Origin of the sequence: Neorhizobium sp. R1-B (assembly GCF_004368875.1) — a bacterium.
Taxonomy (GTDB): domain Bacteria; phylum Pseudomonadota; class Alphaproteobacteria; order Rhizobiales; family Rhizobiaceae; genus Neorhizobium; species Neorhizobium huautlense.
On the sequence record NZ_SOEM01000002.1, the window covers coordinates 432042 to 452771 of the forward strand.

The following is a 20730-nucleotide window of genomic DNA, read 5'->3' on the forward strand; positions in this document are numbered from 1 at the left end:
TAACAATCGGTAACAAGCGGAACTCCGGCCCGCAAAGCACACCTTCCGAGCACGTAAAATGTTGCGCAGACGAGAGCTAAAAGCCACCTCGGCGGCGGCTTTTCGGCTTTTCTGGAAGCGGGGAGGGCGGCCGGCGCTGTGCGACCCCGACGAAGTATTCCGAAGGGTCTTTGGGTACAGCGGCGCGAACGCTGTCGAGGCTATCCGCAGCCACCCAGCGGTGGCCGTTGAAACGCATGCCATTGATCTGGGGGAAGCAGGCGGAGTTCAGGACGATGTCGTCAGTGCTGCTCATCGTCGCGCAGCCGGTCGATCGCAGCATCGAGTGTATTGCGATCCTGGCCGAGCCTGCTGATCAGGGCGCTGTTCTTGATCGTCCCGCCGGCAAGAACCGAAGAGACATCTTCTTCAATGAGCCGAGTGACCTGGACATCAATGACCGATCTCTTTTCCGATAGTTCTTCGATGGATGACTTTTTCATGATGACCTCAATGACCCCGCCAACCGGCTATCTGCCGTCCTCAAGCCGCATACATACGATCTCGACGAAGCCCGTGGCTGTATCGACAGGTGTGCCGAGAGCGCCCGAAGCAAATTGCTCGATCTCCACAAAATCGGTCCCTTTGTTTGGGCCGATCTGCAGGAAGTGTGTCACAGTGCCAGAGCCCATACGTTGGATCGAAACGCTGTAGTTTGCATCGGCTTGCGGTGCGATGAACGTCAGCCTGAAGCGACCGGCAGACTGACGGGTCAGCGTGCCCCCCGCGACCAAACGCGTGTCGGAAAGCGTCGCATCGGCCTTGAAGAAGGCCCTTGCAAAGACGCCTTCCGAAGCGGGGTACTTCTCCGAAAAAACGATCGTCCTCGCGCAGTCGCGGGCGCGGTATTTGTAAGTGTTCGAATGGACCGCGAACCCTACGCCGGAGAGCTCACCGAATAGCCGCTCAAGCACCAGCCATTGCCCGCTATCGGTCGGTCCTTCGTTGTCAGTCTCGACGCCTGCGGAGTTGAAAGACCGGATGCAGATATCCTGCGAAATCAGGGACGAACCGTTACCAGGGTGAATGAATCCGTTGTAGATGCGATGCCCTCGCGTTCCCGGTCGGTAGTCGATAGCTATGCCGCCGCCGTTGCCCTCGATATAGGGCACATGGTAGTCGGCGGGGCCATCCGTTCCCGACGCCTGGGATGATGGCTTTAGGATGGCGGCGCGTCCGAAATTTCCTTCGGAAGTGATTATAACGGAACTGCCTCGCCCGAGGCAGAATATGCCGCCGCTTTCGGCGTAATCCGAACCAGAACCTGGGTTGGCATTATTCAGAACGAATGTTCCATTCGTGCCGTTGTTGCACAAATGGAAGCTCGCAGAGAACTCAAAACAAGCCGCCTCAACGCCGAACGCAAACAAGTCTTCACCAACGCTAACGCCGTGGCTTTGGCATTCGTAAGCTCCGAAATGCCCGAAGCGTGACGCGAAGCAGCCGAGAAACACGAAGTTCCTGAGACGTGCTTTTTCCGCTGTCAGGTTGCCTATCGTGCTCTGATTGCCAACGCGATAGATATACCAACCATACCGCGCCTTATTGTCGGCATCGACGTGGATATCACGCAAGATGACGTTGACCAGGTCGTCAGTTCCAGGTGCACTGAAATCGTCTCCAGCCGTGCCGACAGGTTCGCTGGATACACGAACGACTGCCGTTAGGGACGCATCCGCGCCAATCCACTTGAAGCATGTGAAGTTGCCATCTGTCGGGCGGGAATAGCCCGTCCGTCGCTTCCAGTTGGCGCCGGAGCCGATAAGCTTCGTTCCGTCCTTGATCACCAGTTCATTGGAAACGTTGAAGACGCGCGGAGGAAACTGCACGACCTCTTGGCTATCGGCAGCAGCTTGCAGGAAGGCGAGATGGTCACCTGTCGCAGATCCGGCCCTGACCGCCTGAGCCTCATTGTAGCTCGAGAAGAAATCGTAAATCGTCCAGAAATCGAGCTTGTTCCGGATGCGGGAAGGCGCGGCCAGGTGATCGTCATCAACGGAAAGGGTTTCGGGCTGCAACGCGCTATCCGCTTTCGCGCCCTGAGCCGCGGTAGCAAAGCCCGCATCATTGACGAACTCGGCCGGATCGATGTTCGAAAGAACCTGACCGTTCCAGCCAAGAACTCTGCGATCAACAGACCCCGGGATTTCCGGCGGGGCAAGTCCATATGGCGCCCTGAACGATTGAGCGATATCTCGCCGCGCCTCTTGCATCTCCGCTTGAAGCGTATCGAGCGCGAGGTTGAAGTCGCGGATTGGGAGGGCGCCACCGTTGACGAAGCGGCTTGTGCGGTGCGGATCTCGTCGACCGACTACCTTGACGTTTCCGGTAATGCCGACAGCAAAGACTGCCTTGGCGTTGCTCGAAACGCCTTCCGCATAGGTCGCTGAGACCGCGAAGTCATCCCGCTCCAACCCATCATGGACAACGATCAAGTCGTCATTGTCGAAGACAGGAAAGTTTGCCGCAAACTCAGTCGTCGCGACAACAGGATTATATTCGGAAATTCGAGTGTCAGGGGCTGTGATGCTCATGACAGGGATTTATCCCTGTCATTCTTGAGTTGCACAAAGCACACGTAGCGTGCGCCTCAGTTTACCTTGGTAGCAGACTTAGGTTGCATTCCATTTTTGTTACTTCTAACGGTAGCTTTGTTCATCATATGTGGGGGGAACTGTGGAAGAGTTGCTCGACAGGTTGATCAAGCTGCTTTCAACAAGGCAGGTAGAATTCACCAATTCCAGCGGCGGCGAGGCCAGGGCGTTGATCGCCCAGCAGCAAGGCCTTTACAAAACCCTAGGCCAAACCTTTAGGGAGGTGCCATTTAGCGACTTGCGGAATAAAGGATCCGTTGGAAACTCCGCGCTATGTCAGGCGCTATTTGGCAATGCTGTGGCTGTTGTGCAGAGTAGTCCCCCGGTGGTCCAGACCGATGACAAGACCGTTGTTACGTCTACTTGGCCAATTTTACGGGATGAAGAAGTTCAAGCCCTGGCGCGATTTGTCACCAGCATATCAGGGCGGCGTACTGCCGAAGAGGCGCACCAATACATGTTTATCTCAGCGTCGGCGCTCGCGGTCGAGATGCCCAACGCAAATATGATGCAAATTGCCGAGAGCCGAACTCATGACAGCGAGCGCGGACGTCTGCTTATCGGTCTCGCAAATTACGTTGCGGCTAAGGAATCGCGAGCCGTTGCGAGATCTGTCGAAGTCTCTCTCCAAGACGAGATTGCGAAAGCAAAAGGTCACATCGACAACCATCGAGCCGCTTTTGAGCGCGAGGTCACTGATTACCGCAGCCGCCTGGACGCACTTGCCGCGGCCGCCGCTCAATTGACACAAGCCAATTCAGAAACGAAGGACAAGATCGACCATACCATTGATGAAGCTCAAGTTGAGATCGATGCGCTGCGCGCCGATTTCCATAGCGACATCGAAAAGAGGCGTGAGGAACTTCAAAATTTCGAAACGACCACCCGTGAGCAGCTGAAGCTTGAGAGCGTTCGCCGCAGCTGGGCCGGCCGTTTTGAAGAAGCCAGGTTAGCTTTCGGCATCGCCTGCGGGTTGTTGTTGGCCTATCTCGTGATCACCATCGGCGTCGCTGCGCACTGGGGAATTCCCATCGTCCAGGCTCTCGCCAGTATTGAGCAGAAGGCAGTTGCCGATGCCCAGGGAGTGGCAATTACCCCCGCGACAGCCCAGGCCGGCTCAGCAGCGCCGGCGGCACCCCCTCCAATCCCAACTTTTGCGATCCCGAAGGAGGACTCGGTCGCGATCGCGATCATTCATCAATTCGGCCGGCTGATCGTGTTCTCTGTGCCGGTCTTCGTGTGGCTTTGGGCAGGACGGGCGTTGATGCGCTACTTCATGCGATCGATGCTCTTGATGGATGACGCCCGGCAGCGGCAGACGATGCTGGATACTTACTTCTTGTTGAGCGAGAAAGGGCGAGCTGACGAACGCGACCGGCCGCTTGTTCTTTGGGCGCTCTTCCGCCAGACCCCTGGACATGGACCGGACGGTATAGAGCCACCTGACTTTACTGAGGTCATAAACGCAGGTCTCAAGCGCGCTAAGCTAGAATAGGAACGCGGCCGTACCACCGCGATTCAACTACTGTTTGTCGATTTGCCGCCACGGCCGAGGAAGGGGAAGGGCGCATGATTACGCGCCCGCCCGTCTCCCGCCGAAAATCTTTTGATAGAACCCGCCAGCGATAGCCAAAATCCCGCCTCCAAGGGTCGCCGCGATGGCGATGATTAGAAATGGGAAGAATACGCCGGCCACCCAATACCAATCCCAGCCCCATGCCGCATAGGCACCGTATGCCCCAAGGCAACTGATGATGAAAAAGCCGACACGCATCGAGATCATCAGGAAGAGAATGGCGCCGACCCACCAGCCGGACCAGCCAAGCAATTCCTCTACGCCGGCTGCCGCAGCCAGGACATAGAAGCCCAGAACGACGAGACAAATACCCATCACGGCCAGAAATAAGAAGCCTCCGGCTAGCCCTTTAAGAAGTTCCATTGATTGCCCCCCATAGTTGCAATCGCAGGCTGACAGAAATCCTTCACACAGTCAAAGTGATCTTACCGCGGCGTCATTACCGCCTTGCACCTGTCCCACTATTCCTCGACCATCTGCGTTGCCAGTCGTGCCGTCTCCACTTGGCCGGAGTTCGGCGTGGGCGACTTACCGCAAATGTGCGAGGTATCGATCAATGCGCGTGTCTCGCCGTCGTAACAAGATGACACAATTGGCACGCACGGCCTTTCGATATATGTCGGATCGCCGCTACTACAACGGCTGTTCCAAACGACATTCTGCCGCTTTCACTGGCGATCATCTTCTTGGCGAGGTTTCGCGAGCGTAAGTGATCCGATCGGCAGCGGACATCTTGTCCCATTCCTCGTCTGAAAGGTCCTGCCGGCCGATATCGCGCCCGGCGCCAGGATTGCCCGGCACCGCGCCGCGATTGAGCCGCATCAGTGTTTCCATCGCCTCGATCTGTCTGGCAGTAAACAAGACGCCAAGAAGGGACTCTGCCTGATCCGCCGGCAGCTTTGCCGCGACCCACTGCTTGACCGCGCCTATCCGCTCTTGCGCCTTCGGTCCGAGTGCTTCGATCTGGCGACCCATAGCTTCCCGGAGCGCATTGTGCTCGGCAATTTCCATCTGCGCGCCGAGACCGACCATCTTCTCGAACTGCTCCTGGGTGAGCTGGTTCGCGTGAGCAAATTCCCGGAGGTTTGCAATCCGCGGGTCATCGACCTTGATCAGGCCATCGCCGACGTCAATACCGTCTGGGAGCGCGAAATCGCCCGGTAAGCGGACTTCGTAGCCCATAGGCGTGTCTGGAAATGCTGGTGGTGCCGGCGCCGATTCGATCGCCGGGGACACTTCGGACGCCTGACCTGCGCTTGCGTCCGTATTGCTGACTTCAGATCCGTTCATGATCGATCTCCGCAGGATGCGTAACCTGTTCAATTGTGATGATCTCGTCGTGCGCGATCGCCACCGGCGGCGAATCAGGCGTAAGATCCAGGACATATCCTGGTGTCACATTGAGATTGTTGTTGATCTGAAGGTTCACCTGCGCACCAGGGGGGTCGACGAGGACGACCTTCGCGGCGTCAACGCGGACCTTGGCGCCAGCTGCCGTCTTCTTCAGCTCCGGATCGGTCATGACGCCCTCGATCGTGTTTAGTCCGAGCGCCTTCATTCCGTTTCGCTTGGCTATGAGTTGCTGCCGATGATACGCTTCGACCGATGGCTTCAACATCGCCGCTCGCAGAGCACGGACTGACAAGCCCGCGGCCGGCGCTGCCTCCCGATCGCTGGCGTACATGGTGCCGTCATCGCCACCGAAGATCATCAGCTCAATGGCTTTGCGTACGCGCGGGGTGCACCCCGACCCTCGACCAGCAGGTTTGTGACGGCCAGGCTTCGACGCCTCGCGCTTTCGAGCGGAAATCAGGGCCTTCGGATCTGCATCGTGCCGGACAGCCATCGCTCTCAGTAGCCCCAGGGACGCTCTATGGCTGTTACTCCGCCGCGAAGCGCTTCCACTGCCCAGGGATCTTTCGCGACACCATAGGTCTGGCCTCCAAACGGATCTTTCGACCATTCGGCCGGTAGGCGGGCGACCAGTTGCTTCGCGTCCAGCACGTCCATCCATACGGATTCGCCCCCTGTCGCTCGGAAGACTACGACTTGCTTCCGACCTTGAAGTTCGCGACCTCGATCAATGGCCATATCGGGCATCGGAATTCTCCTTGGTTTAAAAAATTCGAGCCCGAACATCTGGGGGAGGCCGAATACAGTGTGGGGGTGGAACTGGAAATCTCGCGCCCAATTTTGCCCCCCACCCCCCTCAGTCCATCCCACACGGGTTTGAAGGGGGTGGGGGTGGCTTGCGTCGGCCCGCGGTTCGATGGCTCCGCAGATGACGCTAAGCCAGTGGGATCATGACGCCCGATCGAGCAAGGCAGGATCAGCTGGGATATCCCGCTGTGCTGCCCGCTGCTCGGCTGCAGAGAAGGGCGTAAAGGACCATTCATCCGGATGTTCGCGGACTGTCTGGCGGGCGTCGACGGAGGCCTGCCAGGCGCTCTCGCCGTTGATCCGATGAACCTTGATCTGGGTGGTGCCGTAATGGGCGCGCGATTCAACCGAATGGGTCATTGCAGCTATCTCCGTTGCTCTTTTGCAATCGATTGCCATCGCTCAATCGGCAATTCCTCGAAAAACGTAGCTGAAATCTCACTTGGCGTAGCCCCATGGTAGCCCGAGTCGAGATTTCCACGATACGCGACGAAGACAATGCAAGAGCAATATGCCTATGAAATAGGGGACATGCAACGGAATTAGTTGAACAGTCCCTACTGATTGTGGATCAGCTGCTCCATCAACAGCCGACCATGAATTTCGGCTCGTAAGGGAGAAATGCTGGCGGCCCTCTGGCGCGTGTTCAAGACACGACCATTGACCCCAAATCAGCTACTGAGGGCGAGAAGGGTGTCGCTGTCAAAGCCTTGGCTATGGGCTATGGATGCCATGGGGATAGCATTCGAATGGGATGAGGATGTCTTGCCGAGGGTATCGTCGTGCGGAGCACGATCTCATCGCATGGTCATGATTATGAAGAGCGGAGCGATGAATAATCATAACTGTTAGTATCCCCTTGATCTCTCCTTAATGTCGGAAAGCGGGTCAAACCTCTTAATGTCGGAAGATTACTCCGGCTCTTAATGTCGGAAGATTTCGATGGGGTTGATCAGAAGGTGAAGCTCTGCGCCAATTCATTGCACCGGTCGGCGCCGGCGATCCACTCGGCGCGGTTCATCGACCATTTCAGCGTGGGCGCAGTTGCGGGAAGCAGGTATGGCCGGACGATGCCGACGACCTCGATATCGGGCAGAAAGCGTGAAAATGGAACGATGAGTTCATTGGCCTTCTGCTCGAACTCAAGTCTCTGCAGCATGGCATCGCCAGCGTTCTGGTATGCGAACCCGATCTTGTTTTCCCAATCGAGACAATTCCAGCCCCGGCCGATCGGAGTGATGATCTCCGCACCTGATCCGTCATGCTCGACAATATGCGGGGCAACAACGACTTGTCTGGCATTCACGAGGCTGTTGAGCAGCCCATAGTCCATGTCGCTACCGGCCCATCGATCTGATCTGAAGCCGTGCACAATGTATTCGGACAACACCCGGATGACTCGCTTTTCGTAGAGCATTCTCGGGTTCGACGGCAACCTCCAGTCCACCCCACAGGAGATGTCCATGTTGGTCCGACTGTAGATCTCAAGCATCATTTCGAGCTGCGATGTGTTCTTCTGCGAACGAAAGAACTTAAGCGGCCCCTTGTTTTCCTTCGTCCCAATGAACGATTGCGGAATCCAAGCCTCTTGCGGCTGCTCGCCCTGGAAGACATTCAACTCGTATAGAGGGCGCGTGCCGTCTCTCACGATGTGCAGCAGGCCGGCGTCGGCGAGCTGATGTATGGCCTCTTTCGCCTTCGTGCCTTTCAAGCTGGTTCGGTCTTCGATGGCTTTTGCCGACCAACCCGTCGTGCGGTGGTCTGGACCGGTGCCGCAGGCGAGAACCAGGTACGAGGCCGCTTGATTGCTCCCCAGCGCCGCAGCAACTCGGAACGCATGCATGTCGACCTTGAAAAAGCGCGCGTTGATATCGGCGAAACGGTCGGGATTGTTCAAGGCTTCCTTGTCTGACACTTCACGCACCTGAACGGTCCCTCAGCCCGCGCGACAGGAATGCGAACCTTCCCCTTGTGGCCGCACCGGCAGATGATTGTCTTGGTGATCATAGTGGAAGGCGATGTCAGCGCAGACGCCTCCTGCCGTGCCTCGATCTTGGATTTCAGACGGCGAGGCGGTGATCCTTCACCCAGCCAGGGGCCGCCGCCCGTGACGCACTCGGCGCCTTTCCGGGACATGCGCTGACGCACACGGTTCTTTGCGAAATCGCGCGCTGTCATCCGTGCGCCCTCCGGTAGATCCGGAAGCGCTGTGCCATTGCTGAAGCTTCGCACGCCTCGAGCGCCGACAGCCCGAAACGACGACGCAGTTCGGGAATGATTGGCTGCGGTGGCTGCTGCTCGTCAGCAAGCCATTGTGCCGCGACGACGACGGAATCGCTTTGCTCGTGATCGGCGCCGGTCATGGTGCGTCCCCTTTGCCCTGGTCCGCTCGCTCTAGGAGCCAGCGGTCGATGTCTGCTTCGAGCCAGACGCGCTCCCGGCCGCCATTGGTGAACGGTTTGGGGAAAAGCCCCGCTTTGACCATTTGCCAAAGCTTGGTGTTCTTCATGGTGATGCCTTTTTCGGGAAGGCTACTCCGGGGGATCGCGCGCTGCGTCATTTCGCGCCTCCATTTTCAATGGCGGCGCTTCGCTGCATCTTCTCCCGGAGAATGACGGTGATCTCCGCGTTCTGAGAGCGCATGTTTTGTTCGGCGGATGCTTTCAGCCACCGCCGGACATCATCAGGCAGACGTAGCCCGAAAATCTTCTTGTCTGTCATCGCTGACCTCGTTAACGACTCGTTTAACATCACTGTGTAGCTATAGCTACAGTGTGAAGTTATTGCCGTCAACGTTGGTTAGCTACATAGTGATGTCATGAGTAACAAGAAGACACCAGAAGAGAAGATCGGCAGCATTGCACCGTTCGGTCTGCGTATGCTCCCCGAACTGAAGCAGCGTGTTGAGGCCGCTGCTCAAGAAAACAATCGCAGCATGAACGCCGAGATCGTTGCACGGCTCGAGGCAAGCTTCACCAATCTGCACCTAACGGATGGTAAGGTCACAGCGGTAACGATTCCGAAGAGGGATTTCGATTACCTGATGTCCAATATCGAGGAGATCAATCGGAAGATGAAGCTTTACCCGGAGAGTAATGACTAAGAGCGTCAGCGGCGTTTCCGGATCGGGACCACGTTTTCCGGCGGTGGCTCGACCACCGACCGCACCTTGTTCGCCCACCGCTGCAGCGCGTCCTTCCGCTCGTCGATGAACGCCCACTGATCATAAACCGCATCCAGGTCTTTCTGGGTATGGGCCATGATCAGTTCGGCAACAACCTTCGGCACTTTGAGCCCGGATAACCAGGTGCGAGCCGTCCGGCGCAGATCGTGGTTCACGAAGGGGCGGAGCGTGACTTGCTCAGGATCTCGCCCGGCTTCTCCCGCCTTACGCTTCAGCACGGTCAGCATCTCGCGATCGAGGATCACCTTTGCCTTGCTGAAACCGTTGATCGGCTTCACGCCTTTCGTCGTTGTGAAGAGGAACGGTCCATCTTTATGCTCGGGGAGGGCTTTGAAGATGTCGTAGGCGAGGTCGCTTAGTGGAACGTGATGATCATTGTCCTTCTTCATCCGAAGGGCAGGGATCGACCACATTCGTTTTTCAAGGCGAAGCTCCGTTTCTGGTACCTCCGCGACTTCATTGAGGCGTAGGCAGGTTATCAGCAGAAGTCGGTAGGCGGGACCGTAGGGATAGCCCATGACTGCCGTAGCTTCCCAAAATGCCGCCAGCTCGTCCTCATCCAGAACACGCTTCCGCTTGACCTTTTTGCCGATCACCTTCTTCGCGTTGATCCGGTCGCACGGCGAAAACTCAAGCCCGTATCGTTCGGAATCAACAGCCCAATTGAAGAACGCTCTGACGTAGGCGAGAAGGTTATGAGCCATGGTTTTGGCGCCACGAGCCATGGCGTCGTCGATAACGCGCATGATGTCAGCTTTCGTGATTCCGCTGATTGGCCGATCACCAAGGCCGGGCCGCTTTGCTTTCCCCGGGCGTGGATCAATCCTATCTTCCACGAACTCCAAATTCAGGCATCGAGCAACCTCGTTGCCCTGACGAAGTATCGGGTTGTCTGGGTCGCTACCGATGACCACGATCGAAAGGTAGTCTTCGACCGCACTCCGAAACGTGTTGTCTTGACGCTCGATTTCTTTGGCTTTGGTCTCGGCGATGTGGATCTTTGGATCGACACCCTTGCCAAGCATGTCCAGCCAGTCGCGTGCGATCCGCCGTGCATCCTCCAGCGTAATCGCGCCGTATTCTCCGATGAGACGCCGAGTAGGTTTCTTACTCCCGCCAAACCGCGTGTACAGCACAAACGATTTCTTGCCGGCGGAGGTAACCCGGACCAGAAGACCCGGCACAATCGCATCACCGATTTCGTACCGGCCGACGTCTTTCGGTGCAGGCTTCAGCGCCTTTAGACGCCGGTCGGTAAGGTTCTCTTTCGCCATCTTTGATCTCGGGCTACGCCGGGGCTACGAAAAGCCGGGGCTACATATGAATTCGCACGAATTCATACGAACACTAAAACCGCCGGAAGGCAAGTGTTTCCGGCGGTCGGCGCTGGTAGCACGAATGCATATGAATTCATGCGAACAGCGGAGCATCTGATTTGTAATCAGGGGGTCGCGGGTTCGAACCCTGCCGGGGGCACCATTAATTTTGAGGCACTTATGCCTCCGCCTCGTCCAAGAAAAATAACCGGGGGCACAAAGGGGGCAAATAAGGTGGCCGCAACCGTCTCTTCAGCACTTGATAAACGCCTGTCAAATCCGCTTCGCTAATCCGAAGCGGACGCTGGAAAGATCATCTCGTTTTCATGCAAAGTCTCGCGGCCTTGAAAGGAAAGGCCTGCCCGAAAGCAGACCTTTCCGTCAACATCATCAGGGCGAAGCGGGCCAATGGATCGTGCGGGGGGATAACCCGCTTCCCGGCCCAAACCAACTCGATCGGGAAACGTTCCGGCCTCCACGATCTACACTGAAAGCGCGTAGCCACTAAGCCGCTTCACAGAACCGATTAAGGGTAATCCCTGTCCCCGGAAAGCATCGCGATGAGCTGTGCCTCACTCCGAACTCCATGCTGGAAGAGATCTATGACGTCAGCGGCCAGCAATTGCGCTTTGCTGGTGTTTTTGGCAATACCGCGCCGTTGGCATGCGAGGTCGAAGACACGCTGAAGCATCTGGAGCTCGTTCGGCTCTATCGCTGACGCAGCCGCATTATGATTCTGGAGCATTCTTTTGGGATACAAAAGAAGCCGCCAATGTTCCACTCGCAATTCTGTGATGATTATGATCCGAGCAGTCTCGGGAGCAGCAGCCGCTTGCGGCAGTTCCGTGGTCTCATGCGCTTGAAAGGCGCGGCCATGAAGATCATGATAGCCATCGTCCTAAAACTAGTTCACCATCTTCCCGGCCAAATCAATCACCGACCGGAAAACCTTCGACACATCGGGAAAGCTCTTGCCGGTCTCGTTGCATGCAGGACAGGGCATCCCGGCCGACCCACATCCGCAACCGTGCGTTCCCGTCCAAGGCGATCGGGGTGCATCTCACAAACCCATCCCGTATCCCGACAGGCTTTGCATCGCAGCATCTTTGGGTACCCATCGCTGGCAGTTCATTGCTTACGCGAAAGGTACCGCGTTCACGGGCATGGGACGAGAATATCGATTGATCTAGATACTGTCGCCGCGGCGCACAGGATGAAACCCTGACACAGTGAGGATACCTGATTGAGCGACGGCTATCCAATCAGGCGGCCACGAGCAGAAGAATTCACGGGCGAGTTCCCGTCAGGAGCTCAAGAAGCGCGGGATTGATATACAAGTTCTCGCGACCGGCCTTCATCTCCGCCAGAATTCCGGCGTCGACGAGGGCCTTCAGGTAAACTGCCGCGGCCTGTCGCTTGGCGATGCCGGCTGACACGACGTCGGCGATCCGACAATAGGGATTGACGAAGATCACTTCTGCCAGCTCGCGCGAATATATCTTCGGCAAGTCGCGGCGCATCCGGGCGCCCGTCTCACCGAGCAGATCCCGGATTGCGTGGATCTTCCTGTTCGACCATTCTGCCGTCTCTCTGATTGCCTCGAGCATGTAGAGGATCCACGTTTCCCAAGCACCCTCCGTGGTCACTCTCAACAGCTTCTCGTAATAGGCGCGCTTATTGCCGATGATGTAGCGGCTGAGATATAGCACCGGGATCTCTAGCAGGCCCTTGTCGACGAGATAAAGCAGATTGAGAATGCGCCCAGTCCTACCATTACCGTCAGTGAAAGGGTGAATGGCCTCGAACTGGTAGTGCATGACTGCCAGGCGGATGAGCGGATCTATCTCTTCGGCCTCGTGAATGTAACGCTCCCAATTCGAAAGCTTGTCCTTCAGGAGGTCGCGTCCTTCGGGAGGGGTGTAAATGACTTCCCCAGTGGCTTCGTTGTAGAGCGCGGTCCCCGGTGTGGATCGTATATCGAGGTCAATACCCTTTATCGTCCGACACATTTGGACTGCCATTGTGGTGGAGACCGGCCGCTCCTTTAGCATTCGGAATCCCTGGTGCAACGCGGTGCGATAGCGCAGAGCTTCCTTCGTGGCGGCGTCGGGAGGATTTCCGTCCTCGCCGGCAAAGCGAAACAGCCGATCGGTCGTCGTGACGATATTCTCGATTTCAGAGCTCGCCTGCGCTTCGAGCAAGGGAATCGAATTGATCAGCACCGACTGGTTCGGGATCAGCTCGCCAGAGACTTTTAGCTCTGCCAGAGCGGCCCGCGCGGCTATGCAGGCTTTGAGAACGGCTTTCGTCTCGACATCCTCTTTCGGGGGCAACGCTGGTAGATCATTATAGGGACGGTCCGGCCGGAAAGGCATTCTGAAGCTTCCTTTTCCGGTCAGTGGGATTTCCGGATATGTCGACGGCGGCGACATGTTGCTAAAACGTGTCGATAGAAACGGAATTTATCGACATATTGTATCGCTGGCAACCGGTCTGGTCATTTCAGAAGATGTAGGTAAACGATCATTTGTTAACGTCTCTGGGCCTTGTCTCTCTGCCTTGCAGTGGCCGGCATGCGCTGAAATTCAGGGTTTTCTGACGGCTTCAGCGCCCATTCCCCTGCCAATCTGGCCCTCCATATTGGGACCCGTCGATAGCGAAGGGCTGCGAAAATTAGCGTCGGAGTGGTGGAAATGAAGACGTAGTTGACTTCCGTTAGTGGATTCTCACAGGAACCAGACTGCGGCCACTTCAGCGAGAGGGAGCCTGAGGCAGGTGGCGAGACCCGGCTGCCAAGCCGATCCGACTAGAGTGAGAAGGGCCCGCGGGTCTATAAGTCCATACGATGCGACTTCCTGCCCCACTAAGCCCTCTATATCCGAATACCCGTAATGGGCCTGGCTTCAGCAGAGCGCAGCCTCACGAAACCGTAAATCCGAGCAGTGATTGAGCGCGTAGACGGCACTGCAGTTCCGGCAGGCATTCCCATCACCCATCACTGATGCGTCATCTCCATATGCCTCTGGAGACGGCGGCCATAGGCCTGGCTGATACGGTCGAACACAATTGCGATGCCGACGATCGCCATCCCATTGAATATGCCGAGTGTGAAGTACTGGTTGGCGATAGCCTTCAGGACCGGCTGACCGAGTCCCTGAACGCCGATCATCGACGCGATGACAACCATGGCCAGGGCCATCATGATGGTCTGGTTGATCCCCGCCATGATCGTCGGCAGGGCAAGCGGCATCTGCACGTCGCGCAGCTTTTGCCAGCTCGAGGAGCCGAAGGCGTTGGCCGCCTCCAGCACTTCCTTGTCCACCAGCCTGATTCCGAGGTTCGTCAGCCGTATCATCGGCGGGATCGCGTAGATCACGACGGCGATCAATCCGGGCACCTTGCCGATGCCAAGCAGCATGACGACAGGTATGAGATAGACGAAGCTCGGCATCGTCTGCATCACGTCGAGCACGGGATTGATGGTATTCTGCAGCCGCTCCGACCGCGACATGGCAATCCCCATGGGCAGCCCGATCACAATCGACAGGACCGTGCAGACGAAGATCATCGACATGGTCTTCATCGTGTCTTCCCACATGTCGAAGTAACCGATGGCAAACAAGGTGGCCACACAGCCTGCCACGATCTTCCAATTGCGGCTGGCGAACCAGGCGATGACGGCAATCGCCAGCATGATGATCGGCCAAGGGGTTCGGACCATGATCCGCTCGGCGTAGATCAGAAAGAACTGCAGCGGATCGAAGAACGATTCGATCGCATCGCCATAGGTGCGCGTAAAGGCGCGGAATCCTTCATCGATACCTTTTTTGAGGTTCCGCAGCGTCTCGTCGTCCATATGCGGGAATTTGGTAAGCCAGTCCATCGCCTGCTCCATCCTTAAAAGAGCCGTCGCCAACGGGTGCTGGCGACGGCGCGTCTGGTCAGAGCGATGACTTGATTTTTTCAGCCGCTTCCGGCGTCACCCACTTGGTCCAAAGATCTTCATGCTCCTTGAGGAACTGCTTGGCGCCGTCGTCCCCGCTCGCCTGATTGTCGGTCATCCAGGCCATGAGGGCATTGACGGTATCGTTGCTCCACGACCGTTTGTTGAGATAGGCCATGACATCGGCGCCGGCCCGATCCGCGAAAGCTTTGGTGACAAGCGTTTGCACCTTGTCCTTCGGCCAGTCGTTCGGCTTCGGATCCGGGCAGTCGGCGACGGTGTTGCACCGCTTCCATTCGGCCATGTCGGCCGGCACACCATGACCGAGCTTTACCATCTGATACTTCCCGAGAAGCGCTGTCGGCGCCCAGTAATATCCGACCCAACCCTCCTTGCGCTCGTAAGCCTTTGCGATCGAGCCGTCGAGACCGGCAGCCGATCCGGTGTCGACAAGCGTGAAGCCGGCCTTTTCGGCACCATAAGCCTTATAGAGTTGTGTGGTGGCAACCGTTCCGCCCCAGCCCTGCGGGCCATTGTGGACGGCACCCTTCTTTTTGTCTTCCGGATCCGGGAAAAGTTCCGGATGCTTGAGGACGTCCTGAATGGTCTTGATGTCGGGATGGGCATCGGCCACATATTTCGGAATCCACCAGCCCTGCACGGCGCCATCGGAAAGCGCCACGGCGGCTCCGACCAGCTTGCCTTCGGCAATGCCGCGGCTGACGACTTCCGGCAACAGATCTACCCAGCCTTCAGGTGCGATGTCGGGTTCACCCTTTTCCACCATCGAGGTGATGGTGGGAACCGTGTCGCCGACAATGATTTCCGCGTCGCAGCCGTAGCCTTCGGTCAGGATGATCTTGTCGAGGCTCGCCAGCACCTCGGCGCTCTGCCAGTTCATGCTCGCGATCGTGACGTCACCGCATTCCGCTGCTTCGGCGCCCGCAAAGGCTCCGAACATGCCCAAGGCAAGGCAGGTGGAGGCGAGTAGCTTGTTCATTTCGCAGTTCCCTCTTCTGTATGGTTTTTAAGAAGAGGCAGATTGAGCCCCTCCTAGGACAGTTTTGCAAGGTCCAGAAATGACGCTGTTTCAATCACGCCGATCGTGATCCTTTTTCCGCCACGTCGGCGAAAAGGAAGAGGCGAAGTTCGCCGTGTAGTGAGGCGCGGCTATCTTGTCTCCTCGAGCTGGATGTAGCGCCTACAATAGCGTCTGCCGGGATCGCAGCAACCTCCTCCAGAGACCGGGACGCAAAACGCCCGCAACGCATGGCGTTACGGGCGTCCTTCAAGATCGCTTTCTACTGGTGTCGTCAGAACGGCTTGCCGATGCCGGAATAGGTGAAGCCATGGGCTTCCACTTCCGGCTTGCGGTAGACGTTGCGCAGATCGACCAGAACCGGGCTCTTCATTATGGATTTGAGGTGTTGGAGATCCAATGCCCGAAATTCGTTCCATTCCGTGACGAGGACGGCAACATCGGCCCCTTCCGCGGCCTGGTACGGGCCGCTGGCGAATTCGATATCCATCATCCGCCTTGCATTTTCCATTCCCTCGGGATCATAGCCGGATACGATCGCACCTGCGTCCTTGAGGGTCTGGACAACAGCGATCGCCGGGCTGTCGCGCATGTCATCGGTATTTGGTTTGAAGGTAAGGCCGAAGATCGCGACCTTCTTGCCCCGTACATCGCCGCCGGCAGCGGCGATCACCTTGCGGCCCATGGCGCGCTTGCGGTTGTCGTTGATGGCGATCGTCGTTTCGATTAGACGGACAGGGCTTTCGTTGTCCTGCGCAGTCTTGGCCAGCGCCAGCGTGTCCTTCGGAAAGCAGGAGCCGCCGTAGCCAGGGCCGGCATGCAGGAATTTCGAGCCGATGCGACCGTCGAGGCCGATGCCGCGCGAGACATCCTGAACGTCGGCACCGACGCGCTCGCAAAGGTCGGCTATTTCGTTGATGAAGGTGATCTTCATCGCAAGGAAGCCGTTGGCCGCATATTTGATGAGCTCGGATGTGCGGCGGCTCGTGAAGAGCAGCGGCGACTGGTTGAGGTAGAGCGGCCTGTAGACTTCCGTCATCACGGAGCGGGCGCGCTCGTCGGACAGCCCGACGACGATACGGTCCGGCCGCTTGAAGTCTTCAATTGCGGCGCCTTCACGGAGAAATTCAGGATTGGAGACGACCGCGAAATCGGCCTGCGGATTGGCTTCGCGAATGATCCGTTCCACCTCGTCGCCGGTACCGACGGGGACGGTGGACTTGGTGACGACGACCGTGAAACCATTGATCGCTTCGGCAATCTCCCCCGCGGCAGCATAGACGTAACCGAGGTCGGCGTGACCGTCTCCGCGGCGGGAGGGGGTGCCGACCGCGATGAAGACGACATCTGCCTTGGCAACGGCGCCCTTCAGATCGGTCGTGAATGAAAGGCGTCCAGCTTTGACATTCGATTCGACCAATGCATCGAGCCCCGGTTCGAAGATCGGGATCACGCCCTTCTTCAGGGCTTCGATTTTTTCGACAGCCTTGTCGACGCAGGTGACGTGATGTCCGAAATCGGCAAAGCAAGCTCCGGAAACAAGACCGACATAACCCGATCCAACCATTACAATATGCATCTGCAAGTCCTCATAGCGGCCGAGCAAGGCCTTCTGCTGTCAACTATCATTTTTCCTAGCGCATCCAGGTTTTATTGCAATGTATCAAAGGTGCAGCATCGATCCGCACCCACCGCGCGGTTTGCCAGAGCTGGATTCTCAAGCGGCAGTTAAGCATACTGTGGTGCTCGCGAATGTCGGCGTTGCGCATGATCTCGATATGAGGGTCTGGAGACAATTGTCGGTGAGTGAAGGCATCTTATGCCTCCGCCACGCGCCTTCCCCAGGCGATGAAATCGGGATTGGCGAAGTCGATCATACCCGTCCGGCCGATTTTGCCGTAGGAAAGCGGCTCGCCGTCAAGATCGAGCGTGACGCCGCCGGCTGCGCGCAAAACCGCGTCGCCTGCCGCCGTATCCCATTCCATCGTCCGTCCGAAGCGGGGGTAGAGATCGGCAGCCCCTTCGGCCAATAGGCAGAATTTCAAGGACGACCCGATGCAGCGGATATCACAGGCACCCGATCGCCTCAGGAAGGCCTCAGTCTCGGCGGAGCCGTGCGATCGGCTTGCGACCGCGACAGGCGGCGTGGAGACCGCTCTCGTCGAAATTCTCTCGCGGCGTAAAACCCTATGATCGTCGCCAATCACCAGTTTTTCAGCGGTTCCATTTCCCCCGAGATAAGCCGTCTTGAGAGCGGGGGCGTAGACGGCACCGAGCACAGGCGTTCCATTTTCCACCAGGGCGATATTGACGGTGAAGTCCACCTGCTTGCTGATGAATTCCTTGGTGCCGTCCAGCGGATCGACGAGGATGAACGCTCCTCCCTCAATCCGCGGCACTCGGCCTGCTGCAACCGATTCTTCCGCAATGACCGGAATTCCCGGGCATGCCTTTGCAAGTTCGGAAAGGATGATGGCTTCGGCTCGTTCATCCGCTTCGGTGACCGGCGAGCGGTCTTCCTTGTAACTTGCGGTCGGTCCCGCCTCGTAGACATCGAGAATCACTTTTCCGGCGAGCAGGGCGGCGTGTTCGAAAGCGGCCAACATGGACATCAGCGCGATCCCGAGCGGCTTATTTCGATTTGGCCAGATGCTGGCGGGTGGCGTAAAGCGCTACCGCCGCGGCATTCGACACGTTCAGCGATTTGATCGCACCCGGCATGTCGAGCCTCGCCAATGCCGTCACCGTCTCGCGGGTCTTTTGCCGCAATCCCTTGCCCTCCGAGCCGAGCACGAGCGCGACCTTGTCGGCCACAAAAGTGCCTTCGAGCGCGGCTGGACCTTCCGAATCGAGCCCGATCGTCTGGAAACCGAGCTTGTGGAGTTCACCGAGAGCGTCGGCCAGGTTGGTGATCTGTATATAAGGTATGAGCTCCAGCGCACCGGAGGCGGATTTCGCAAGTACGCCGGATTCGGTCGGGCTATGTCTCTGTGTGGTGATGATGGCGCCGGCGCCGAAGGCGACGGCCGAACGCATGATCGCTCCCACATTATGCGGGTCGGTCACCTGATCGAGCACCAGAAGCAGTGGGCTTTCCTTCAATGCCTCCAGCCGGCGCGAGGGCAGGGGCCGGGTTTCCAGCATGACTCCCTGGTGGATGGCTTCGGGACCCAGCACCTTGTCGATATCCTGAGGGGAGACGAATTCGATCGGGAAGGGCATTGCGTCTGCCTCTCCGATGTCCAGACGCGCAAAGGCATTTTGTGTCACGGACAGTTTGATCAGCTTGCGTTCGGGATTTTCAATTGCAGCTCGCACCGTGTGCAGGCCATACAGGAAGACCTGTTCAAGCTGCAGCTGTGGGGGCTTCCAATCCTTATTGGATTTCTGCCGCTTCTGTTGCGGCGTCGGAATTTCTCCGCGCTCGCGCTTGGCGTCGCGCACGGCGCGCCTCAGCGTCGCATAGTGGCCGTCGCGGCCGGATTTGTCTTGTTTGCTGTCCTTGCTCATGGCGCCTTATAACGATGCCGGCTCGTTCGGCAAAGCCCCACGAGCGGCGCGCAGTCCAGTGAGCGGTGATTATTTTTCCTCATTTTTCCAAAAACCTCGTGTTGACAGACGAGAACGGTGCGGTCATATACGCGGCGCAGATCGAGGGGCACGGAAATGCTCCTAGGTCTGACGAGCTTGGTCGCTGATCCAGACGGAAAACTGGAGGGATGCCCGAGTGGTTAAAGGGGACGGACTGTAAATCCGTTGGCTCAGCCTACGTTGGTTCAAATCCAACTCCCTCCACCATTCTGTCGCCGGATCGGACCACCCCGCGGGTATAGCTCAATGGTAGAGCAGCAGCCTTCCAAGCTGAATACGCGGGTTCGATTCCCGCTACCCGCTCCATTCACTGCTTGTTCGTGGTTGCTTGGCTTTTTCGGTGTGTTGCTTGAGACTTCTTAAGCCATTCCGGATAAAAGCTTCATGTTTGGCTCCTGAAGCCGCCTCCTCCTTGAATGGAAGTTCGTCCATGAAGAAAATAATTGCCGCCGCGGCATTCGCGACCATGCTGCTGCCGTCTGTATCCTTCGCAGAAACCATGCGGTTTCCAAGCGATGCGCCTGTTGCAGAAATCACCATCCCCGACTCTTGGAGCCCGGAAGAAACCGAGACCGGAATCCAGGCGACGTCGGAGGATGAAGCGATCTATCTCTCGATCGATGTCGCCGACGAAAAAACGACCGACAAGGTGATTGAGGATGCGATCGCCTTTTTGGACGACAATGGCGTGACGATCGATCCAGCCACCCAGAAGCAGTCGGAAGATACCTTCAACGGCATGAAGATGTCGAATTTCGATTGGAGCGGTACGGACAAGGACGGCCCGGCGAGCATCGGCCTGTCGCTCGTCTCGCCGAAGCGGGGCAAGCTGCTGGTCATCACCTATTGGGGGACCAAGGGCGAGCAGGAAAAGCATGCCGAAGAGCTGCTGGCGCTCATCAGCTCTCTGAAAGCTGCCGGCAAATAGGATTCCATGAAACGGCGGCCAGCGGCCAGCATTTCCGTCGGGGCGATTCCCGGTCCTGATTTCGTCTGCCCGTCATCTACGCCGTTTCCTACGCTTTGTTCGCTGCCGAAAGCGCATATTCCGTGGGCCTTCCGCATCCATTTTACGCGATGCCCTTGTCCCGGCACGCGTCGTAATTATGTCTTGCGCATTCTGGTGGAAAGCCTTAAACGGCGACACCAAACCCGCCCGCCGGGTTCACCTCTTATGTTCACAGGAAGCTTTCAATGGCAAAGAGCAAGTTTGAGCGCAACAAGCCTCACGTCAACATTGGCACGATCGGTCACGTTGACCATGGCAAGACGTCGCTGACGGCCGCGA

Annotated in this window: 24 protein-coding genes and 2 tRNA genes; 7 read left to right on the top strand and 19 right to left on the bottom strand. The window is 57.5% G+C overall.

The window, feature by feature from the left end:
* Positions 1-76: 76 nt before the first annotated feature.
* Genes EDE05_RS04815 through EDE05_RS04825 form a run of 3 tightly spaced genes read right to left on the bottom strand, consistent with a single transcriptional unit; the run spans position 77 to position 2573 of the window.
* Complete coding sequence (locus EDE05_RS04815) at positions 77-295, bottom strand: hypothetical protein (protein ID WP_134100465.1); 219 nt, start codon at positions 293-295, stop codon at positions 77-79.
* Positions 282-482 (bottom strand): hypothetical protein, encoded by a 201-nt coding sequence (locus EDE05_RS04820; RefSeq protein ID WP_134100468.1) that lies wholly within the window; start codon positions 480-482, stop codon positions 282-284. The genes EDE05_RS04815 and EDE05_RS04820 overlap by 14 nt, the downstream gene beginning before the upstream one ends.
* 27 nt (positions 483-509) lie before the next feature.
* The gene (locus EDE05_RS04825) at positions 510-2573 is read right to left on the bottom strand and encodes a hypothetical protein (protein WP_134100471.1); all 2064 of its coding nucleotides are present in this window, start codon (positions 2571-2573) and stop codon (positions 510-512) included.
* A gap of 142 nt (positions 2574-2715) precedes the next feature.
* Here EDE05_RS04825 and EDE05_RS04830 point away from each other — a divergent pair, with 142 nt between their 5' ends.
* The gene (locus EDE05_RS04830; protein ID WP_134100475.1) at positions 2716-4128 is read left to right on the top strand and encodes a hypothetical protein; all 1413 of its coding nucleotides are present in this window, start codon (positions 2716-2718) and stop codon (positions 4126-4128) included.
* A gap of 78 nt (positions 4129-4206) precedes the next feature.
* On the opposite strand, the gene EDE05_RS04835 is transcribed toward EDE05_RS04830, so the two are convergent.
* From EDE05_RS04835 to EDE05_RS04875, 9 genes are all read right to left on the bottom strand, one after another.
* Positions 4207-4572 carry a hypothetical protein gene (locus tag EDE05_RS04835; protein WP_134100478.1) on the bottom strand — a complete coding sequence of 122 codons (366 nt, stop codon included), beginning with the start codon at positions 4570-4572 and terminating at the stop codon, positions 4207-4209.
* A 315-nt stretch (positions 4573-4887) separates the two neighbouring features.
* Entirely contained in the window at positions 4888-5499 is a 612-nt protein-coding gene (locus EDE05_RS04840) for a hypothetical protein (RefSeq protein WP_134100481.1), read from the bottom strand.
* Positions 5486-6055: a hypothetical protein gene (locus EDE05_RS04845; RefSeq protein WP_134100485.1), complete on the bottom strand. Its 570-nt coding sequence runs from the start codon at positions 6053-6055 to the stop codon at positions 5486-5488. The genes EDE05_RS04840 and EDE05_RS04845 overlap by 14 nt, the downstream gene beginning before the upstream one ends.
* A 5-nt stretch (positions 6056-6060) precedes the next feature.
* Positions 6061-6309, bottom strand: a complete 249-nt coding sequence (locus EDE05_RS04850) for a hypothetical protein (protein WP_134100488.1) — start codon at positions 6307-6309, stop codon at positions 6061-6063.
* A gap of 201 nt (positions 6310-6510) precedes the next feature.
* Entirely contained in the window at positions 6511-6729 is a 219-nt protein-coding gene (locus tag EDE05_RS04855; protein WP_134100491.1) for a hypothetical protein, read from the bottom strand.
* 592 nt (positions 6730-7321) lie between these two features.
* Positions 7322-8284 carry a hypothetical protein gene (locus EDE05_RS04860; RefSeq protein ID WP_134100495.1) on the bottom strand — a complete coding sequence of 321 codons (963 nt, stop codon included), beginning with the start codon at positions 8282-8284 and terminating at the stop codon, positions 7322-7324.
* 259 nt (positions 8285-8543) lie between these two features.
* Positions 8544-8732 carry a hypothetical protein gene (locus tag EDE05_RS04865; RefSeq protein WP_112802285.1) on the bottom strand — a complete coding sequence of 63 codons (189 nt, stop codon included), beginning with the start codon at positions 8730-8732 and terminating at the stop codon, positions 8544-8546.
* Entirely contained in the window at positions 8729-8929 is a 201-nt protein-coding gene (locus EDE05_RS04870; protein WP_112802287.1) for an AlpA family phage regulatory protein, read from the bottom strand. The genes EDE05_RS04865 and EDE05_RS04870 overlap by 4 nt, the downstream gene beginning before the upstream one ends.
* Positions 8926-9090 carry an Arc family DNA-binding protein gene (locus EDE05_RS04875; RefSeq protein WP_112802290.1) on the bottom strand — a complete coding sequence of 55 codons (165 nt, stop codon included), beginning with the start codon at positions 9088-9090 and terminating at the stop codon, positions 8926-8928. The genes EDE05_RS04870 and EDE05_RS04875 overlap by 4 nt, the downstream gene beginning before the upstream one ends.
* A gap of 97 nt (positions 9091-9187) precedes the next feature.
* Between EDE05_RS04875 and EDE05_RS04880 the strand changes: the two genes are divergently transcribed.
* Positions 9188-9472, top strand: a complete 285-nt coding sequence (locus tag EDE05_RS04880) for an Arc family DNA-binding protein (protein WP_134100499.1) — start codon at positions 9188-9190, stop codon at positions 9470-9472.
* Between the two features lie 5 nt (positions 9473-9477).
* Here EDE05_RS04880 and EDE05_RS04885 read toward each other — a convergent pair whose 3' ends face one another.
* Positions 9478-10827 carry a site-specific integrase gene (locus tag EDE05_RS04885; RefSeq protein WP_134100502.1) on the bottom strand — a complete coding sequence of 450 codons (1350 nt, stop codon included), beginning with the start codon at positions 10825-10827 and terminating at the stop codon, positions 9478-9480.
* 628 nt (positions 10828-11455) lie between these two features.
* Between EDE05_RS04885 and EDE05_RS27395 the strand changes: the two genes are divergently transcribed.
* Positions 11456-11587, top strand: coding sequence for a hypothetical protein (locus EDE05_RS27395; RefSeq protein ID WP_281033679.1), 132 nt, complete (start codon positions 11456-11458; stop codon positions 11585-11587).
* A gap of 568 nt (positions 11588-12155) precedes the next feature.
* Here EDE05_RS27395 and EDE05_RS04890 read toward each other — a convergent pair.
* The 6 genes from EDE05_RS04890 to rlmB all read right to left on the bottom strand — a co-directional run bounded on the left by EDE05_RS04890 (position 12156) and on the right by rlmB (position 19361).
* Positions 12156-13244 (bottom strand): Fic family protein, encoded by a 1089-nt coding sequence (locus EDE05_RS04890; protein WP_134100505.1) that lies wholly within the window; start codon positions 13242-13244, stop codon positions 12156-12158.
* A 620-nt stretch (positions 13245-13864) separates the two neighbouring features.
* Positions 13865-14752 (bottom strand): proline/glycine betaine ABC transporter permease, encoded by an 888-nt coding sequence (locus tag EDE05_RS04895; RefSeq protein ID WP_105374382.1) that lies wholly within the window; start codon positions 14750-14752, stop codon positions 13865-13867.
* Between the two features lie 58 nt (positions 14753-14810).
* Positions 14811-15812 carry an ABC transporter substrate-binding protein gene (locus EDE05_RS04900; protein ID WP_105374383.1) on the bottom strand — a complete coding sequence of 334 codons (1002 nt, stop codon included), beginning with the start codon at positions 15810-15812 and terminating at the stop codon, positions 14811-14813.
* A gap of 313 nt (positions 15813-16125) precedes the next feature.
* Positions 16126-17430, bottom strand: a complete 1305-nt coding sequence (locus EDE05_RS04905) for a UDP-glucose/GDP-mannose dehydrogenase family protein (protein ID WP_112802304.1) — start codon at positions 17428-17430, stop codon at positions 16126-16128.
* Positions 17431-17668: 238 nt separating this feature from the next.
* Positions 17669-18463: a 3'(2'),5'-bisphosphate nucleotidase CysQ gene (cysQ, locus tag EDE05_RS04910; RefSeq protein ID WP_134100508.1), complete on the bottom strand. Its 795-nt coding sequence runs from the start codon at positions 18461-18463 to the stop codon at positions 17669-17671.
* Between the two features lie 19 nt (positions 18464-18482).
* The gene (gene rlmB, locus EDE05_RS04915) at positions 18483-19361 is read right to left on the bottom strand and encodes a 23S rRNA (guanosine(2251)-2'-O)-methyltransferase RlmB (protein WP_134100512.1); all 879 of its coding nucleotides are present in this window, start codon (positions 19359-19361) and stop codon (positions 18483-18485) included.
* A gap of 203 nt (positions 19362-19564) precedes the next feature.
* Between rlmB and EDE05_RS04920 the strand changes: the two genes are divergently transcribed.
* The 4 genes from EDE05_RS04920 to EDE05_RS04935 all read left to right on the top strand — a co-directional run.
* A tRNA-Tyr gene (locus tag EDE05_RS04920) sits at positions 19565-19649 on the top strand.
* A gap of 25 nt (positions 19650-19674) precedes the next feature.
* A tRNA-Gly gene (locus tag EDE05_RS04925) sits at positions 19675-19748 on the top strand.
* 124 nt (positions 19749-19872) lie between these two features.
* Positions 19873-20370 (top strand): histidine kinase, encoded by a 498-nt coding sequence (locus EDE05_RS04930; RefSeq protein WP_105374386.1) that lies wholly within the window; start codon positions 19873-19875, stop codon positions 20368-20370.
* Positions 20371-20636: 266 nt separating this feature from the next.
* The coding region (locus EDE05_RS04935; protein ID WP_018010120.1) for a GTP-binding protein at positions 20637-20730 on the top strand (94 nt) is incomplete at its 3' end.

Coding starts and splice junctions, on each gene's coding strand:
- EDE05_RS04815 (WP_134100465.1), bottom strand. CDS start 295: ATGAGCAGCACTGACGACATCGTCCTGAACTCCGCCTGCTTCCCCCAG.
- EDE05_RS04820 (WP_134100468.1), bottom strand. CDS start 482: ATGAAAAAGTCATCCATCGAAGAACTATCGGAAAAGAGATCGGTCATT.
- EDE05_RS04825 (WP_134100471.1), bottom strand. CDS start 2,573: ATGAGCATCACAGCCCCTGACACTCGAATTTCCGAATATAATCCTGTT.
- EDE05_RS04835 (WP_134100478.1), bottom strand. CDS start 4,572: ATGGAACTTCTTAAAGGGCTAGCCGGAGGCTTCTTATTTCTGGCCGTG.
- EDE05_RS04840 (WP_134100481.1), bottom strand. CDS start 5,499: ATGAACGGATCTGAAGTCAGCAATACGGACGCAAGCGCAGGTCAGGCG.
- EDE05_RS04845 (WP_134100485.1), bottom strand. CDS start 6,055: ATGGCTGTCCGGCACGATGCAGATCCGAAGGCCCTGATTTCCGCTCGA.
- EDE05_RS04850 (WP_134100488.1), bottom strand. CDS start 6,309: ATGCCCGATATGGCCATTGATCGAGGTCGCGAACTTCAAGGTCGGAAG.
- EDE05_RS04855 (WP_134100491.1), bottom strand. CDS start 6,729: ATGACCCATTCGGTTGAATCGCGCGCCCATTACGGCACCACCCAGATC.
- EDE05_RS04865 (WP_112802285.1), bottom strand. CDS start 8,732: ATGACCGGCGCCGATCACGAGCAAAGCGATTCCGTCGTCGTCGCGGCA.
- EDE05_RS04870 (WP_112802287.1), bottom strand. CDS start 8,929: ATGACGCAGCGCGCGATCCCCCGGAGTAGCCTTCCCGAAAAAGGCATC.
- EDE05_RS04875 (WP_112802290.1), bottom strand. CDS start 9,090: ATGACAGACAAGAAGATTTTCGGGCTACGTCTGCCTGATGATGTCCGG.
- EDE05_RS04880 (WP_134100499.1), top strand. CDS start 9,188: ATGAGTAACAAGAAGACACCAGAAGAGAAGATCGGCAGCATTGCACCG.
- EDE05_RS04885 (WP_134100502.1), bottom strand. CDS start 10,827: ATGGCGAAAGAGAACCTTACCGACCGGCGTCTAAAGGCGCTGAAGCCT.
- EDE05_RS27395 (WP_281033679.1), top strand. CDS start 11,456: ATGCTGGAAGAGATCTATGACGTCAGCGGCCAGCAATTGCGCTTTGCT.
- EDE05_RS04890 (WP_134100505.1), bottom strand. CDS start 13,244: ATGCCTTTCCGGCCGGACCGTCCCTATAATGATCTACCAGCGTTGCCC.
- EDE05_RS04895 (WP_105374382.1), bottom strand. CDS start 14,752: ATGGACTGGCTTACCAAATTCCCGCATATGGACGACGAGACGCTGCGG.
- EDE05_RS04900 (WP_105374383.1), bottom strand. CDS start 15,812: ATGAACAAGCTACTCGCCTCCACCTGCCTTGCCTTGGGCATGTTCGGA.
- EDE05_RS04905 (WP_112802304.1), bottom strand. CDS start 17,430: ATGCATATTGTAATGGTTGGATCGGGTTATGTCGGTCTTGTTTCCGGA.
- cysQ (WP_134100508.1), bottom strand. CDS start 18,463: ATGTCCATGTTGGCCGCTTTCGAACACGCCGCCCTGCTCGCCGGAAAA.
- rlmB (WP_134100512.1), bottom strand. CDS start 19,361: ATGAGCAAGGACAGCAAACAAGACAAATCCGGCCGCGACGGCCACTAT.
- EDE05_RS04930 (WP_105374386.1), top strand. CDS start 19,873: ATGAAGAAAATAATTGCCGCCGCGGCATTCGCGACCATGCTGCTGCCG.